The sequence below is a fragment of the Neoalteromonas arenosi genome, from assembly GCF_030362855.1.
GTDB lineage: Bacteria > Pseudomonadota > Gammaproteobacteria > Enterobacterales > Alteromonadaceae > Alteromonas_E > Alteromonas_E arenosi.
This window is the reverse complement of record NZ_JAUCBP010000001.1, coordinates 276,636-295,027: the sequence shown is the minus strand read 5'-3', so window position 1 is coordinate 295,027 and position 18,392 is coordinate 276,636. Positions and strand designations below refer to the sequence as shown.

10 protein-coding genes and 1 tRNA gene are annotated in these 18,392 nt (G+C 47.1%); 3 read left to right on the top strand and 8 right to left on the bottom strand.

Going from position 1 to position 18,392, the window contains the following annotated elements; genetic code table 11:
* The first annotated feature begins 90 nt into the window (after positions 1-90).
* Positions 91-2,112, top strand: coding sequence for a DNA helicase Rep (gene rep, locus QTP81_RS01320; RefSeq protein ID WP_289363160.1), 2,022 nt, complete (start codon positions 91-93; stop codon positions 2,110-2,112).
* Here the strand turns inward: rep and QTP81_RS01315 are convergent.
* Positions 2,109-4,700 (bottom strand): sensor domain-containing phosphodiesterase, encoded by a 2,592-nt coding sequence (locus QTP81_RS01315; RefSeq protein ID WP_289363159.1) that lies wholly within the window; start codon positions 4,698-4,700, stop codon positions 2,109-2,111. The two genes, rep and QTP81_RS01315, sit on opposite strands and share 4 nt — an antisense overlap.
* A gap of 66 nt (positions 4,701-4,766) precedes the next feature.
* On the bottom strand, positions 4,767-5,168 hold the full coding sequence (locus QTP81_RS01310) for a c-type cytochrome (RefSeq protein WP_289363158.1): 402 nt from the start codon (positions 5,166-5,168) through the stop codon (positions 4,767-4,769).
* Between the two features lie 201 nt (positions 5,169-5,369).
* Between QTP81_RS01310 and QTP81_RS01305 the strand changes: the two genes are divergently transcribed.
* Positions 5,370-5,446 (top strand) — tRNA-Arg (locus QTP81_RS01305).
* Positions 5,447-5,619: 173 nt separating this feature from the next.
* Here QTP81_RS01305 and QTP81_RS01300 read toward each other — a convergent pair.
* The 5 genes from QTP81_RS01300 to QTP81_RS01280 form a co-directional block, all read right to left on the bottom strand.
* Positions 5,620-6,609, bottom strand: a complete 990-nt coding sequence (locus tag QTP81_RS01300; RefSeq protein WP_434532957.1) for an alpha-L-glutamate ligase-like protein — start codon at positions 6,607-6,609, stop codon at positions 5,620-5,622.
* Between the two features lie 3 nt (positions 6,610-6,612).
* A complete protein-coding gene (locus tag QTP81_RS01295) occupies positions 6,613-8,118 on the bottom strand; it encodes an inactive transglutaminase family protein (protein WP_289363157.1) in 1,506 nt (501 codons plus the stop codon).
* A gap of 20 nt (positions 8,119-8,138) precedes the next feature.
* Positions 8,139-8,906, bottom strand: coding sequence for an ATP-dependent zinc protease family protein (locus QTP81_RS01290; protein WP_289363156.1), 768 nt, complete (start codon positions 8,904-8,906; stop codon positions 8,139-8,141).
* Between the two features lie 146 nt (positions 8,907-9,052).
* On the bottom strand, positions 9,053-13,543 hold the full coding sequence (locus tag QTP81_RS01285) for a PAS domain-containing protein (protein WP_289363155.1): 4,491 nt from the start codon (positions 13,541-13,543) through the stop codon (positions 9,053-9,055).
* A 233-nt stretch (positions 13,544-13,776) separates the two neighbouring features.
* A complete protein-coding gene (locus QTP81_RS01280) occupies positions 13,777-15,909 on the bottom strand; it encodes an alpha-galactosidase (protein WP_289363154.1) in 2,133 nt (710 codons plus the stop codon).
* Positions 15,910-16,092: 183 nt separating this feature from the next.
* On the opposite strand from QTP81_RS01280, the gene QTP81_RS01275 reads away from it, so the two are divergent.
* A complete protein-coding gene (locus QTP81_RS01275; protein WP_289363152.1) occupies positions 16,093-18,048 on the top strand; it encodes a beta-galactosidase in 1,956 nt (651 codons plus the stop codon).
* A 75-nt stretch (positions 18,049-18,123) separates the two neighbouring features.
* Here QTP81_RS01275 and QTP81_RS01270 read toward each other — a convergent pair whose 3' ends face one another.
* Entirely contained in the window at positions 18,124-18,390 is a 267-nt protein-coding gene (locus QTP81_RS01270) for a hypothetical protein (protein ID WP_289363151.1), read from the bottom strand.
* Between the last annotated feature and the right edge of the window lie 2 nt (positions 18,391-18,392).

Here is an 18,392-nt window from a genome sequence, read left to right as displayed (position 1 = left end):
AGCTATGCGCAGTTGCAATCTTTCTTATCACTACAGGCGCAGATTTGTTGTAAACTATGCGCCGCTTAATTCTTAGATTTACCTTATTCGATGCAGCTCAACCCCGCTCAACAATCTGCTGTTACATATATTTCTGGACCGTGCTTAGTGTTAGCCGGTGCGGGTAGTGGTAAAACGCGCGTAATTACCAACAAAATTGCGCATTTGGTGCGTAATTGTGATGTGCCAGCGCGACATATCGCAGCGGTTACCTTTACCAATAAAGCAGCGCGAGAGATGAAAGAGCGGGTGGCGCAAACCCTGGGTAAAAAAGAAGCGCGAGGCTTAATGGTCTCTACCTTTCACACGTTGGGTTTAAACATTATTAAACGCCACGTCACTCAACTGGGCTTAAAAGCGGGTTTTTCGCTGTTTGACGATAAAGACAGTATGGCACTGTTAAAAGATCTCACAGCGGCGGAAATCGATGGCGATAAAGATCAATTAAAGCTTCTGCAAACCTGCATTTCTAATTGGAAGAATGATTTACTGTTACCCGAGGCCTTGGCGAAGCAAGCAAGGTCACCGGCCGAAGCGCAGTTTGCCAAGTATTATCAAGAGTATCAAAATCATTTACGCGCTTATAACGCACTGGATTTTGATGATCTTATCCTGTTGCCGACGTTACTGCTGCGCAGCAACGCAGACGTTAGGCAAAAATGGCAAATCAAATTGCGCTATTTATTAGTCGACGAATATCAAGATACCAATACCAGCCAGTACGAGTTAGTGCGGCTATTAGTAGGCGACCGCGCACGCTTTACTGTAGTTGGCGATGATGACCAATCGATTTATTCATGGCGTGGAGCCAGGCCACAAAACTTGGTTTTGCTAAAAGAGCATTTTCCCAATTTAAAAGTGATCAAGCTCGAGCAAAACTACCGCTCTTCTGGGCGTATCCTGCACAGCGCTAACATTTTGATCCAAAACAACCCCCATGAGTTTGAGAAGAAGCTTTTCTCTGAGTTGGGTTATGGTGAGATATTGCGCGTCATTATTGCAAAAAGCGAAGAGCACGAGGCCGAGCGCGTTGTCGCTGAGCTTATGGCGCACAAGTTTATGCAGGGCACTAACTTTAAAGACTACGCCATTTTATACCGCGGCAATCACCAGTCACGGGTGTTTGAAAAGCTATTAATGAACAACAAGATACCTTACAAGATCAGTGGTGGTATGTCGTTTTTCGGGCGCGCAGAAATTAAAGACATGATGGCCTACCTGCGCTTGTTGGTGAATCAAGATGATGACAATGCCTTTTTGCGCATAGTTAACGTGCCTAATCGCGGTATCGGTCGTGCAACTTTGGAGAAAGTAGGCAATTTTGCCAATCAAAACAACCTTTCGCTATTTGCGGCTTGCTGCGAAGACGCTCTTTTAGCCAACCTCACGGGCTCCAGTCGCAATGCGGTTGAGTCGTTTGCTAAGTGGTTGGTAACACTGGCCGACAATGCCGCTCGCGGGGATACCCCGGCCGTTGTCGGCGAAATGATCAAATCCATGGGATACGAAGAGTGGCTCTATGAACATAGCCCCAGCCCCAAAGCCGCAGAAATGGCAATGGCGAATATATCCACGTTGTATGGGTGGCTGAAGGATATGCTCAACGGTTCACAATTGGATGTGCCTATGACGTTGGTCGAGGCGGTAAATCGTTTTATTCTGCGCGACATGATGGAGCGGGGTGAAGAAGAAGGCGAGGCTGACCAAGTGCAGTTAATGACCTTACACGCCTCGAAAGGCCTAGAGTTCCCTCATGTGTTTATGGTCGGTATGGAAGAAGGGCTATTACCACATCAATCGAGTATCGATGAAGACAATATTGAAGAAGAGCGCCGACTGGCCTATGTGGGGATTACTCGTGCCCAGCAAACACTGGTATTTAGTATGTCTCGCGAGCGGCGTCAATTTGGTGAACTGATTACCCCGGACCCAAGCCGTTTTTTGTATGAACTTCCGCAAGATGATTTGGAGTGGGAGTTTAAGAAAAAACAAAAATCAGCGGAAGAGAAACAAAAGACGAGCGAAGTTGGGATCGCAAACCTACGCTCTATGCTTGGCGGTTCAAACGACTAAGCTTCTTCTAGGCGAATAGATGCAGACAAGTGTTTCCCTTGTCCGTAAACACAACCCAGATTATTCAGCACATCCAACTGTGCCGATGAATCAACACCCTCTGCAATAACATTGAAACGCAAATGTTCGCTGATCAGCATGATTGACTGGATCAGCTTTTGATTGCGTTGAGAGCGCGGCAATGATTTCACAAAGCGGTGATCGACTTTTACAAAATCAAAGGGGTATGAGAATAGGTAGCTCAGTGACGCCAAGCCACTGCCGAAGTTGTCTAATACCAAAGAAATGCCCACACGACGCAATTTCTTGATTGCGGGCAGGATATAATGAGAGCGGCGGTTTAAATCATTTTCGTCAAACTCAAAGACCAATTTGCGTGGCTCAACTTCGTAACTCTTTATCAACTCTAAAATACGATTGACTAAGTTGCCCTGAATGACGTGGTTGATCGACATATTAATGGCAATTTTATAGTCTTTTTCGGGACCATCAAGGGTCGCCCAGTGCTGCAATTTGCGGCATGCATTTTCAAGCATGTAGTTGTCGAGCTCCAACGTGAGGCCTGATTGCTCCGCAATTTGCCAGAATTGTTCACGCTTTACTTTACCCAGTGTAGGATGCTCCCAGCGCACATAACACTCGTAATAAACCACCGCGTTGTCTTCGAGTTTTAGCGCCGGTTGAATGTAACATTCAAACTCTGCATCGCGCAGCGCGCGCCTAAATTCATTCTCTAATTCAAGCTCTTCCAACAGCCGCTCACGCATACTCTTGTCGAAATTAACAAATCGGCCACGACCTTGTTGTTTGGCTTGATACATAGCGGCATCAGCGTCTCGCACGACTTCCTCAGCCTTTTGATACGCTACATCCAAATGCGCAATACCAATACTGGCACCGGAATACATTTCCTTGCCTTCAAGCACGAAAGGTTCGCCAATCGACTCGATGACACGTGATGCTACTTCTTCAACATCGTGGAGTTCGTCGAAATTGTCGAGCAAAATGACGAATTCGTCACCGCCCAAGCGCGCTAGTAAATCATGACCGCGAATACAGGTTCCGATGCGACGCGCTACTTCGATCAGGAACTGGTCTCCAGCGTGATGCCCCAAGGTATCATTAATAACTTTAAAGCGATCTAAGTCGATAAACAGCACGGCGAAATTGTTTTCAGGGTGACGTTTCTTGTTTGCAACTGCTAGTTCCAAACGACTGTTGAACATCGTCCGGTTGGGCAAGTCTGTTAGTCCATCGTGATGCGCATCGTGAATGAGACGCAGCTCAATTTCCTTTCTTTGTTCTATTTGCTTTTTGAGAATTTCGTTAGCGCGATTCAATTCTTGAGTGCGCGCTTCAACACGCTCACTGAGCTGCTGGGTGTATTTCTGAATCGCATCAGATTGTCGTCTGCGCTCAATGGCTACCGCTATATGGTGCGACACATAACGCAACAACTCTAAATCCTTGTTGGCGTATTTGTTTTGTCGGCCATAGGTTTGCACCGCAATTACGCCCGATATTTCACCTTCAACAACCAGTGGTGAGCCCAGCCAAGAGTTCGACTTCGCCAGCATATTTTGGGCAACGCTAACATCTAATTCACCCGATTCTACTAACTGTACAACACGCGACGGGTTAACAAGCTCCGCTTGACCGGTGCGCAGTACAAATTCAGTTAAGCCAAAGCCTAAGGGACGCTTTTCCGGACGTGAGTCTGTCTCATCGCTGAAGTATGGGAATTCGAGGTGTTCGCGCTCTTTATCCAAAATCGCGACATAACAGTTAGGCGCACTAATCAGACGTGCCAATATACTGTGCAAGTTGCTATAAAACACTTGCATGTCATCATCGAGATTGGCGGCGACTTCAGAAATTTCGAACAATGCTTGCTGCAGCGATTCTACTTTTTGGCGTTCGAGAATCTCATCCTGTAAATCGTCATTAATTTTGCGCAACTGCTTAGTGCGTTCGCGGATAGTGCGCTCGGTGACTTCGCGACTTTTTACGCGATCGACCGTTGTGACGATGTGCTGACTCACGAACAGTAGTACTTCTAAATCATCCGCTGAGTAACGCAAACTGTCGTCATAGGTCTGCACAACCATGGCGCCGATAACTTGTGCACCGCGCTTCAGAGGGACGCCGATGAAGTCAGAGGGAATGGAGCCCATGACCTTAATGCCCTTCTCACCAAGTACTTCAGCAGCGTTTTCTTTGCCGAAAACCAAGTGCTCACCGGTACGCAGAATCCAACCAGTAATGCCATCCATCAGCTGCTCGGCGGGTATTTGCTTAACCGTTTGTTCGTCGTACTCATCAACGAAATAGACAAAGTCGATGACTTTTTCTTCGCGCTCATAAAATGCGACAAAGAAGTTATCAGCGTTGAGAAAACCACCGACAATATTGTGGATAGAGCGATAAAGATTCGGGAGGTCGCTAACAGAGCTAGACAGTTCTGAAATATCAAAAAGGGCTTTTTGTACTCGCTCCGAACGCTTGTACTGCTCAGTGAGCTGCTGGAGTTGTGGAATAAGCTCACGTAACTCTTCTTCGGATAAGTCGACTCTCGAATTATCTGTCATGTGATCTCACCAGCAGCATCCCTAGGTTTTTGCGTGGGTGCTGCGTTATGCCGCACCCAAACAAACTTAGATTCCCTCTATCATATACTCGATAGCGGCTTTGATATCGTCATTGCTACAATTCATGCATGTACCCATTGGCGGCATTGCATTAATTCCGTTGATAGCATTTTGCCATACAGTATCGAACCCTTTCTCGTCTAAACGAGGTTGCCACTCAGCAGCAACTTGGGTGGTAGGTGCACCTAATAAACCCGCAGCGTGGCAAGTAGTACAGGCCTGTTCGTAAATTTCTTTACCAGAACGAGGTCCAGCTGGGGTTGCATCTGCAGAAACTGCGCCAGCGACGTGAACCGAACCATAAGGCTTAATTCGTTCAGCGATTTCTTCGTCGCTCATCTCTTGGGCATTCAATGAGAGTGCACTCAACAATAATGCGGATAAACCAACTAATACTTTCAATTTCACTACAGACTCCAGATCGTTTTGAAAAAGCTTGCATTTTTACTCAGCAAAGCCCTCCGATTATAACGGGAAATAATCTATGAACAACTGTTTACGAGACACTTTGTTGGCTGGCTCATTAAAATAATTAAAATCGCATGGAATATTCGCCATAAAGCGGTTGATGGTCCACCATTTGCCACGTATTATTGGCGCCCTCTTGATGCACCCGTAGCTCAGCTGGATAGAGCGTTGCCCTCCGGAGGCAAAGGTCATAGGTTCGAATCCTATCGGGTGCGCCATCGCATACGCTGCGCGAACGCTCACCTTACCTCGCAGGATTATCCAGCCTCTCGCAGAGCTCGAGTCGCTCCACAGGACGAAGTATACTTCGCCGGGAACCTGTTTCGCCCTATACTTCTTCGGCTGGTTTTTTTATATGTTGTATTCCGTGAAAAAAGCGATGGGTTACTTTTTACAGATAATTAAATTTCGGTGCGGTGGCGAAGTTTTCCATGCAGTAGTCAACGCGTTGTTCGGGGGTTGGGTATCTAACCGGCTCTTCTAAACGCTCAATCTGACGTAGTCTCGGGATCAAGCCAGAACCGTTGGCAATTTGTATCGATAGGCCGGGTCGCGCGTTTAGCTCAAGCACCATGGGACCTTTGGTCTTATCAAGTACCATGTCTGTGCCCATATAACCCAGCCCTGTCATTTCCCATGCGCTAGAGGCAAGTTCGAGCAGCTTACGCCACTCAGGCACGGCTAATGTAGCAAGATCTACTCCCGTATCGGGATGATGGGTCAGCGGCTGTTCAAACTGCACAGCTCTAACGGCCTTACCGGAAGCGATATCCAGTCCAACACCCACAGCGCCTTGGTGTAAGTTGGCTTTGCCGTCAGAGGCAGCGGTTGAGCAGCGCATCATTGCCATAATGGGATAGCCCTTAAACACAATAATACGAATATCCGGTACGCCCTCGTAGGTAAACCCATCGAAACAGTCATCAAAGCGGATCAGATTTTCAACAATGGCCACATCCGTTTTACCGCCCAAGGAAAACAGTCCAGATAAAACGTTACTGATATGCCGCTCGACTTCCTGCGCATTTGTAGTTGCACCGGATGGCTTTTTATAGCTTTTTTGGTCGTGCTCAACAATGACAAGAATACCCTTGCCACCACTACCTTGAGCGGGTTTGATCACAAACCCCGGCCAATTTTTCACCATGTTATGAATGGTTTTAACCTCCGCTTGATTACGGATCACACCAATCATTTCAGGGGTTGTAGCACCGTGCTTTTGGGCGATAATTTTAGTTTTAAGTTTATCATCAACTAAGGGGTATTTTGCCCGGTCGTTGTAGCGGCCAATAAAAGCGTGATTGCGCTGGTTCATACCCAACACGCCTTTGCTGCGCAGTTGTGAAGGTATCTTGGCGATATCGATTAACGCGGATAACACAATTTAGTCCCTCACCAAGGGTTTAAACCGTCGCAGCTCAGTCAAGCGATAGCCGGTGTAAGTACCTAAAACTAAAATTCCAGCAAGAACGATTAACTGCAAACCGATAAAGTTAAAGGTGAGATGCTGTAAATATTGATTGGTCATCGCTAGATAGACAAGCACAGCAGTTATCAGTGAGCCACCGCCCTGTAACATGACTTCCTTGCCACCTTCTTCTTCCCATAAAATCGACATTCGCTCAATGGTCCAAGACAAGATGATCATTGGGAAGAAGGTAATCGACAATCCTTCAGTCAGGCCTATCTTGAAAGCGACTACAGTAAACACCGAGATGATTAGGATAACGGTTATGATCACCGCCGAAATCCGCGCGACTAACAGCAAATTGAGCCGCGATAAGTAGCTACGAATAATGAGGCCGGTACCCACGATTAATAAGAAACCGACAATACCGGTTATTAACTGAGTTTGAACAAACGCAACCGCAATTAAAACGGGCATAAAGGTCCCAGAGGTTTTTAGACCGACTAAAATGCGGAGAAAAACCACAATCAAAGCACCGATAGGGATCATCATGATGGTTTTAAACATCGCCTGCTCTTCAAGTGGCAAACTGTGGATTGAAAAATTCAGCAATCCATCCGCTTCCATCTTGCTTTCAGTCGCCTCGACGGCTGATATCGCCCGCGAAATCATTGAAAATGCCACTCTACTGTTACTACCACCCATCAAATCGAGTAACGAAACATTGGATTGGTCCCAGATGAGTAATGGATGTTCTGATGCCCCGGCTGTATTTGTTGGCGAAAACAGTTGCCAGTCTTCGCCAGTCCACACTTCCACCATCTGTTGCACAGTTTGACGGCGACGACCATCTTCAAGCTCGATTACGCCCACCACTCGACTCGGGACCTCTGCTAACGAGAGCAATGCATACAGTGCTTCGGTTTTATTTTTAGCATGCAACAGCAATGACGCATTTTGGCTTTCGGGATCGTTAATGGCTTTAATCAATTCTCTTGTAAAAGACTGATTGTTGGCCGACCGCTGGTGTGCCAGAGCAACCAATGACTCGCCCGCTGCTAGCTCTAGGCTGGATAAGTTAGAAGGGGGGATCGCTTGCTTGGGTGGTGCAGCGTCTCGGTTAGCGTTTGGATCGACTAAAAATTGCGAGCGGTAATAAATAGTTTGTGGGCCATTGGCCTGCCGGATGGTCCACTCTATGCGACGCCCAGCATCAGCATCAACGTAAGAAACGCCGTAACCGGGCGAAGATGCTGATTCATTAATCAAGGTATAGCCAGATTGCGTATTTGGCGCAGCCAGCGATGCTCTGACGGCATCACCTCTAGCAGTAAATTCTATGCGGGCCTCAATGTCCCAAATTTGCCGCGTTTCACCCGGTACCCACGGTACATTGTAGGTTTGGTGGCGAATAATACTCATCGCTAAACCGATGATCACTAATGTCGCAACCGCAATATAGAAAGGGACTTTTGAGGTCATAGTTGTTTTCCCATACCCGTTTATTCAGGGTTCGATTGCACAAACTCTTTACTTACATCAACAATAGCTACATCGCGCATGTACTCGCGACCGAGTAACACCGGATGACTCATATGCGAGCGGTCAGCCAACGTGAATTCACTGTGGTCGCGCATCTCTCCTAACTGGGTCCACAGTTTAACTACAGGGCGTCTTTCTGGGGCGGTACTGGACACCTGGCGGATATTTACAAACCGGATAACTGGCGTCTCGACCCAGTTGCTGTCGCTCGGCTGATTGGATTCATCGAGGATATGAAAACGTACCCAGTCATCGCCATTGCGCTCAAAAAACTCTATATCCACCGCATTAATAGAAGACGTTGCGGCACCTGTATCAATGCGTGCTTCAAAGGTCTGTTGAATTGCTTCTACTGTGACGTGTTCAATCGCTCCCAAGACAAAATCGCCTCGCTCGGTAACAATCGTTTGCTGCGCTTCTGATTCTGTTACTGCGGTCTGATCAGTTTGCTGGTTGACGTATTCGGTCAACAGCGCTTGTGTGGCCGAGAGCTGCTCTTTTAAAGCATTCACTTCACTCCGCAAAGATGTAAGACTCACAGAGTCTTGGTTACGCTGGCTCTCTACATTGGCAATTTGTTCGATGATACGCTGCTCTGTCTGGGCGAGGCTGTTCAATGTTTGTTGATGATAATTGTGCGTTTCAGTGGATTTACACGCTACTACACCTAAACAAACTATTGCCAACGTGCCTACTCGGAATGCGGCGTTTTTACTTTTGAGTATCATCAATTAAAACCTATTATCTTATCGAGCCAATGGTTGCCCATTAACGCAAACAATCAAGTCATTGCGTTATAAGTCACTGATTATGCGTATTGTTAAACACAAACACAATGAATGTGCTTTGAGCGTCTACGACAAGAACCTATCGATCAATCTATTTCCGCATTTAAATGTGAGTAAATTACCCGTAATGTGGAAAATAGGTTTTGCTTCGCTGTCGGCCACAAGATTGCAATGTTGTCGATCATGCGATTCTCACAGAACGACTGCAGGCGATTGGCCATGTCAGACAAGGGAGCCGAAGGCACGCCTTCAAGCACGCGGATCAGTTTACGCGCGGCGAGTTGTATCTGCGCATCGTTTTCCCCTTCAATGGCTTTGTCGAGTTGCTCTATGTGCTGCTGGAACTCATCGATTAGCGACTGTAATGTGACTGCCAATGACGTCACACTTTGCTTTTGCTGTAGGTATGGCAGCAAGTCAAACCAAATGGTGGGGTCGTCCGGCATCGGCAACTTGGCAAACTCCGGAATTTGCTTCTCCGGCTTCGCTTGCTGTTCGCTAACTTGCTTGATCTCTTGTTTTTGCGCGTCAATGAGTGCTTGCTCTTGGGCTGCGAGTTTGTCTGCACTTGAGGCAATTTGTTGCTGGGCCTCTTGCAGCGCACTTTCCTTGCTGGTTAGTTGTTGTTTACTGTCGTTAAGTTCAGCTTCGAGTGCTTTCAACTGGGCGGTCAACTCTTCTTGGCTAGAAGACTGGTCGGTCAGTGCTGCTTTGCTTCGTGCGTATTCTTGTTTAACCGTTTGTAGGGCTTTGGTCAGGCGCTCTTGCTCTGTTTGTAGTGCTTGAATATTGTCTTCGCGCTGTTGCAAGCTTTGTTGTTGTTCAAGTACTTGCTGCTTGAGCTGCTGCTCCTGTTTTTCTTGCTGAGCGATACGTTGTTCAAGCGCATTGGTTTGCTCTTTTGCAACATCTAACTCCTGCTGTAATCGCTGTTCGTCTGACAATGTTTTCGATACGGTTGATTCCGCTTTCTTCAATGCATCGAGCTTAGCTGCCAATGTGGAGCGCATTTCTTGATTCTGTGATTCAGCCTGCTCAAGCGCTTGTTGTAATTGTTGCTTTTGCTTTTCAATCTCAGCGTGGTGTTGACGACGCTGCTCGTCATTACCTTCCATTAACTCGCGCTGTTTGACGGCCCGCGATTCAACATCGGCCATTTCCTGCTTCAATTGGGCCAGCTTCTCTTGCTGTGCTTTACGCGCAAGGCGTTCGCTATCGGCTTGTTGGCGATGCTCATTGAGTTGCTCTTGGGTGCTGTCGAGTTGCGCTTTCTTCGCCGCTAACTCTTTTGCTAACGCTTGCTGTTTTTCCTGCCACTGCTGATCGCTTTGTGCAATTTGTTGCTCTTGCGCCGCTGCGCGCTGCTCTACATCATCCAGTTCGGCTTGCAGGGTTTTGAGCAGTGCAGCCAACTGAGCTTTCTCTTCTTCAGTTTGTTGTTGAGTACTGTTGAGCTGCTCAGTTGTTTTTTGCAGTTCCTGTTGGCGAGCCTGCAATTCTGCTTGCAGTTCGGCTTGCTGTTGCTCCCATTTCGCATCAGCTTCAGCAATTTTGCGTTGCTGTTCTTCACTGCGCTGTTCAACTTCCTGTAATTCGCGTTGTAATTGCGCCAACTCGGCTTCGCGCGCTGCACTTTGTTGTTTTTCTTGTTCGGTCAGTTGCCGTGTCTCTTCTAGCGCTTGTTCGGTTTTGGCTAGCTGCTCCTGCTTGGCCTGCAACTCTTGTTCAAGTTGCTGCCTTTGTTTTTGCATATCACCTTGTTGCTGTTGCGACATTTGCTCGAGCATCTTCATTTCGTGCTGCAAGTGATCAACATAGCTACTTTTGTTGGCCAGCTCGGCTTCAGCTGCTTGGCAAGTGAGCTCAAGTTCGCGACGTTTTTGTTCGGCAATTTCACTAGCCTTGCGCTGGTTGATAAGCTGCTCGCGCAGTTTCTCACTGGTTTTACCGGAACTTATAAGTTGTGACTGCAGACTATTAATTTGCCCACTGACATCGTGGATTTGTTTATCTTTGTCATCGATAGACGATTTAAGCGCATCAATTTGCTCTTGCGACGCTTGCAGCGATTCGAGTTGTTTGGCTTGCTCAGCTTTGAGCTTTTGCGTATTTAACTCGCTCTGGCGCAATTGCTCTTGTGCTTGTTTATGATTGCGCTCCGAATACTGCAGGGCATCTGCGATCTGATTGCGCTGCTTCTGTAAGCTGCTGACCTTGGCACTGGATTCCTCCAGCTGGGCCTCCAGTTCTGCGTTAGCTTCTTGACTTTGTTGAAGTAGATCGCGGTTGCGCGCATAGTCATCTTGAAGAGATTGTAGGTGACCACTGATATCTTTATGCGCTTGTTGCAGATCTTGAATAGTTTCCATCTTGGTCGCTAAATCTGATTCAGCTGCCTGCAATTTGTCTTGTGTATCTTGTAGAGAACGTGCACGGCTAGCCAGTAAGTCTTGACTGTTCTCTAGTAGCTGTTGCTTCTCTGCGATTTCACGTTCCGCGACTTCTCGCAAGTTCACCGCTTCTAGGCGGGCTGCATTGGCTTGCTCCAACGCGCGTAAATCAACCCACATACACAACGTAGCCACGTGCTCTTGTTGATTAAACAAAGGCACCAGTGTGATTTCGCACGGTAGTGTTTCATCGTTATATTGGTGAGTCCAAGGGAAAGTGAGCACCTGTTGCTCATTTTCCAAGCGCTGCAGGTGAGTGGCAATTTCAGCTGTGTAAGCTGCGTCGGAGTTTAGCTCGGGACTGGCGGGCGACTTACCGATAAATTCATCTTCGTTTTTAATGTCAAAGAATGCGCAAGCTGCTGGATTGAGCTGGGTGAAACCGCGTTTGCCCATCAGCGCAACAGGCATACTGCTGTAGTTTATTAAGCGTTCAAGTTTATGAGTTAAGAATGCCTTCTCGCGGGCATCACTGACCCAACAGATATATTTCTGATCCAGTCCGGCAAGTTTTGTAACGTCGATCCGCGTTGAAACAAAACTCTCATCATCACAGAGTAAATCGGCAGTGAAATTGTCTAGTCGACCTTCTTTGTGTAGCAAGCGCGCGGCGGTGCCGGATTGTTCAGGATTTTTAAACAGTTGATAAAATGTCTGCTGCTCGAGTGCGTCTGCAGTCTTACCGAGCATCTCTCCAAGCGCTGGGTTGGCGCGTTTGAGGTTATCCTCATCGTCAATCATGGCAATACCCATCGGTGAGGTATTAATTAAATGATTAAGCGCTTTAGTCTGTAATTCGACCTCTTTCTCGAGTGCTTTTATTGCCGAGAGATCTTCGACAATAGCGACACTGCCCACCGTTTTATTGTCTGACTTAAATGCCAATTGGTGCAGATTAATTTGCACATCGGTACGTTCACCAGCACGGATAAGTGCAGTTTTGCTGCGAGTCCCTACCGCATCGCCTTGTTGATGAAGCCCTTTGAATGCCTCATCAAAACGCTCGATGTCGTGTACACGCTTGCCGCGTACTTGGTTGAACTCAAGTTTAAAGAACGCACAAAATGCGCGGTTGCAGTCAATAATTTGTTGCTCTGCATTCAATATGTAAACCGGTAGCGGGCTTGCACCGAGCAGTGCTTTCACTTGCTTTTGTACGTTATCAGCCTGTACCTTGAGCTGAGTCACTTGACTTAGGTTTTCAAATATCAGGCGCGCACTAAGCGGGCTATCACTGGCATAGTCAAATGCAATTCCCGCTATGTGAACGGGGATCACTTTATCGTTGATTTTCAGCTCGCTGTTAAGCTCGATTGACTCGCCTTGCTGTAGCTGCTGATAAGCGCGCTCCCAAGCGTGGCTTTCGTTCGCTGCAAACTTTTGTGCAAAGGCTGTAAGAGCTACTTGTGATTCTTCCCCCAACCCAAGTAATTGTGCCATGGCCAAATTTAGGCGCACATTGGCGTCATTGAAGCTGATCTCGGCTACGGCTACTTTAGCGAAAGTTGTAGTGTTTTCGCCGTGCTGAACAACGGCTTTTTGATAATCAATTTGCTGCTGATAACTATCGATATCTTCAATAGTCACTAACGTGAATGTGTCGCCTATGGGTTTTTCTTGCGGCGCTACTCTGATACGCACGTGACGCTCGCGCGCGCCCAACATACATTGAATTTGAGTTTCCTGATTGGCTTGTAATGCCGCGTGTAGCTGCTCCTCTATTGAGTCTGGAAAGACTTGGAGCGCGGGGCGGCCTTGCATGTCCTCGATTTTTTGGCCGAGGAAATAGGCGGTCATTCGGTTGGCATAGCGAATATTATGATGGGCGTCTAGGTAGAGAATGCCTGTGATAAACCTGTCAGTGTGCAATTTTATATCATTGGTTTGAGACTGCAGGGCAGCGACTTTGCGATTGTTGGCATTCAGTTTGAATTTGAATACAACTAGCGTGATCACTAAAGCAAGAATGAATAACAGTGCGCCGAAAACGATGATATTGAGCATTCCAACTGTAAGATTTTGCAGAGGCTCAGCAATTGCCCATGCGCTACTCACGACCATACAGCTGAACAGAAAGATAAGTGTCTGAGAAATTAACTTACGAGCAGAAAAACTGCGATTTATCATGCCTTGAATTCCGAAGTCGAGTAGCGAGAGTCACCTAGCCAATCACTATAGCGAAATTGATTTAGCACTTAGGCAGTTACAACTAACCATGGGTGCCTATTTTTATACCTTTACCGCTGATTAAAAAAGCATAGTTAGGCAAAGATAGCAGACAAATTGAGAAATCGCCGGTCGGCGCGAGACAAAAGCGATGTAAAACAACTACATCGCTTTTACTTCAGGGCACAGCAACGCTAAACGCGTTGTAATTTAAAAATCAGCGATGTTTGTGGAAATACCACCGGCAACTGCATACCCATTTGCATCAATATTTCACCACTGTAGGTTTGCCCAGGGAACACTTGCAATATTGATGGTGAATATTCAAATAGTTTGGGTGGCCACGCGAGGTCTAATTGGTATTCAGCGTCTGGATCTAAACCGCTAAACCTGAACTTGCGCGGCTGGGTGCGCTTGGTTTCTATAATACTGTTGTAGGCGAATAAGGCCGCAGATTTATCTGCTGCGACCACACCAAAGTCGATGCTATCGCCATTTTCATCAATTCGATAGAGTTCGCCCTGGTGAATCAATTCACGGTTATCGCGGTGCAATGCAAAACCAGCCTGAAGCAGCTCCGTTTCCTCAGGTGTCAGCTCGCGTGGGTCCATTTCCATACCCATATGACCAAACATCGCTACCGCGATGCGCGTCTCTATGGGTAAGTGGCGTCCGGTTATGTGACAGTCTCGCGGTCCTACATGAGAGCCCATCAGCACCGGCGGAATAAAATACGAGCACCCGCGCTGAATCTGTAAGCGATCCAGCGCATCGTTCGAATCGGAGGTCCAAAATCTGTCGGTATGCGCAAGAATCCCGAAGTCTATCCGCGCACCACCTGATGAGCAGCTTTCTATTTCAACCGTCGGATGAGCGTCTTTGACCCGCTGGATAAGGGCATAAACGGCTTTGGTTTGCGCGTGAATAGCACTTACTCCGTGTTGATTGCCGCTGTGGTTTATGTCGCGATTCATGTCCCACTTAATGTAGGAGATTTGTGGATGCTCGTTAAGCACAGCGTCAATTTGCGCAAACAAATAGTCACAGACTTCTTGCCGAGTTAAATCAAGCACGTACTGATGGCGAAAGTTAATTTGTGGATTACCAGCGGTTTGCAGCACCCACTCTGGATGATTGCGATATAAATCACTGTCTGGATTGACCATTTCTGGTTCAAACCAGATACCAAAGGCCATACCCTTGTTGAGCACATGCTCAATGATAGGCGCTAGTCCATTGGGGTATACGTTAACGTCAACAGTCCAATCTCCGAGCCCTGCTTTGTCGTTGCGTCGTCCTTTAAACCACCCATCATCGAGGACAAACCGTTCAGCACCTGCATTGGCGGCTAAATCCGCCAGTGTTTTAAGTTCATCTACATTGTGATCAAAATAAATACCTTCCCAGGTGTTGTAGTGGATTGGGCGTGGTTTATCGTGAACTTGTGATTTGAGTAAATGCTTGCGCACAAAACGATGAAATTGTTGCGACATACGGTTTAGGCCTTCGGCACTATACGATACATGCAGGCTTGGGCTCTGATAGTGTTCACCGTTTTGCAATACTACTTCGCGACGACCCAGGAGTTCACCCATTTGTACATAAGTACGCTGCTCTGGTAGCAACTCTACGCGTGTGCGGTGATTACCGCTCCATGCCAAGTGAAAGCCATAACACTCACCGCTATCTTGGCTGGTTGATGGTGTATGTAGAACAACACCGGGAAAATTGTCATGAGAGGTCTTGCCACGTCGATTAGCGCGGGCATATGCACCGAGAAACAAATCAATCGTGCGGGTTTGAAACTCAGCAGACCAACGACCCTCGAATGCCATTATCTTGGTTAAATGGTCCGGGAGTGCAATGGTGGGTGCAGCTAAATCATCTACGCACAATGGTTTGCTACCAAGATTTATAATGGTACTTGTCGCTGAGAGCACATCACTCGATGTGCACAGATGGAGGTGATGGCGCAATTCAATATTACGGGTTTCGTCTACTGAGATGAAGGTTACCTCCGCGGAATTGGGCTGTTCAACTGCGACTAGTTTTGGTGCAGTCGACCATGCAATCGCTCCATCATCAACGTTAAGGCCGGGGTTGCCAGTAAAGCCATCGCCTAGGGTTGGGGTCAATCCAAGAACGACTTCTTCGACCAGGGCACATTTAGCCTCTTGGCGAGTGAGTAGATCAGCTAACATCCGGTCAGATGTTTTCGCGGATAATACTTTGCCGAAATAACACACGGCTGGCACGCGTCGTCTACAGTCTAAAACGATGGTTGTATGTAAACTGGTAATGCGAACAAAGTCTGGCAACTGTGGCATAAAGGATTCTCACTTCCATTCGACGCTAATTACTAAAAATAGCAGTTTTGGTTTGGCTGTAAATGCGCAATAATACCGTCAATAATTAAAATATCATATAAATATGTTAAAAGAGTTGGTCGCACATCTTGGAGGCTTACAAATGGCTCGCAAAGATACCGATCCTATTGTTAGGAGTGATTTATGTTAGGCGTTTGTTATTACCCAGAGCATTGGCCTGAAAGTTTGTGGCAACAAGATGCCCAAGAAATGCGAGAGCTCGGTTTAAGCTATGTGCGCTTAGCTGAATTCGCATGGTCTAAAATGGAACCTGCAGATGGTCAATACGATTTTGCTTGGCTCGATAAAGCCATACAAACTCTTGCCGCACAAGGGTTGAAGATCATCTTGTGCACACCAACTGCTACACCACCAAAATGGTTAGTGGATAAATATCCGGATATTTTACCGGTAGATATTCATACGGGTACAACGCGAGGATTCGGTTCGCGTCGACACTACGATTTCTCGAGCGAAAATTATTATCGCGAGTCAATGCGTATCACGCGCGTAATGGCTGAGCGTTACGCTGACCATCCTGCAGTGGTTGGTTGGCAAACAGATAATGAAATCGCCTGCCACGATACCACTCACTCGGGCTCAGAAAATGCTCGCCTGGCATTTCAACGCTGGCTAGAAAACGAGTACGGTGATATTGATCGCTTAAACAAAGCGTGGGGAACCATCTTTTGGTCAATGGAGTATCAAAACTTCAGTCAAATTGATTTACCTATTCTGACCGTTACTGAAGCACAGCCTTCTCATCAACTGGCTTATCGTCGTTTTAGCTCTGACCAAGTGATCCGCTATCACAACGATATGATCGAGATTTTGCGCGAGCTCTGTCCATCGCACTTTATTACCCATAACTTTATTCCAATGGTAGATACGCAAACTGACAACTTTGCACTCGCAGAGAAGCTCGATTTTGCCTGCTACGACAATTATCCCTTAGGCCGCACGGACTTATTTTATGCCGATGCTGGCCCTGAGCAGTTCAGGCGTTATATGCGCACGGGGCATCCGGATTTTTCCACTGCATCATTTGATCATATTCGCGGTATTAGCAAGGGTAACTTTTGGATTATGGAACAGCAGCCAGGCCCCGTGAACTGGGGGCATCACAATCCGCGGCCGTTGCCGGGCATGGTGCGTTTTTGGTCATGGGAAGCGGTAGCGCATGGCGCAGAAACCGTATGTTATTTCCGTTGGCGCCAAGCAGCATTCGCGCAAGAGCAAATGCACGCGGGTATTAAGCGAGTCGACAATTCAAAATCGATTGCTTGGCAAGAGGTTGAGCAGTTTCGCGATGAGCTTACGGCAACCGGTTTTGATTTAACCGCCAAGGTCAACACCCGCGTAGCAATTATCATGACGACAACTAACCAATGGGTTACAGAAATCGAACGTCAAGGTGACAGCTACAATCATCAACAAGTCGAGTTTGAATACTATTCTGCGCTGCGTCAGTTGGGTATTGACGTCGACTTTGTCGCCATTGATGGTGATTTTTCTCATTATTCGTTAATTGTTTCGCCTTGTTTGCCAATTGTGGATGATGCCTTTATCCAGCGCTGCAAAGATAGCGATGCACATTTTGTATTTGGCCCGCGCAGTGGTTCAAAAACCCATGATTTAACCTTTGCGCCTAAGCTAGCCCCAGGTTTGTTACAAGAACTGATCAGCGTGCAAGTTGCGAGTGTTGAAACTTTGCGCGCGGATATTCATGAGCCGCTAACTCTAGACGGTGAAGTTTTTAACAGTAACCGCTGGCGGGAAGAACTCATCAATATTGAGGGAGCGAGAACACTCGCCACCTATGCAGACAATACTCCAGCAATTGTCGCGAATGATAAGGTCACATATGTTGCAACATTAACTGACATGGCGCTGTTAAAAACCTTATTTAAGAGTTTAGCTGAGCGCTTACAGATTGACGTGTTGGATTTACCCGAAGATGTGCGGATTGCGCGTCGCGGCGAATTCACTTTGGTATTTAATTACTCTTCCGAGACTCGAACTGTGCCGGCGCCAGTCAGCGCTAAATGGATTATGGGGAGTGGCGACGTCTCACCGTATGACGTGTCGATTTATCGCTAGGATGCCCCGGAGTAAACCCTTGATTAATGTTGTTCTTTTTTGCTGGGATGCCGCTTAACTTACGGGGCCTTCCTTTTACTCTACGAGTAAATCTTCTAGCTCTGCAAAGGTCAGTCGTTCCGGCTGGCCTGCTAGTGTGTAGCCGATTGCGCGCCATGAATCACAGTGAAAACCAATCCCTAAATGCGTGCCATCTATCTCAACATGGCGGGCTTGTTTGTTATAGATATCAAGCGCAGCTTTCCAGCTAACAATACCATCAAGCTTACTAAACAATACGGTTATCGGTTGTGAAAAACCGATAGCGTTACGCTCGGCAATTTCTAACTCCAGCTCATCCATGT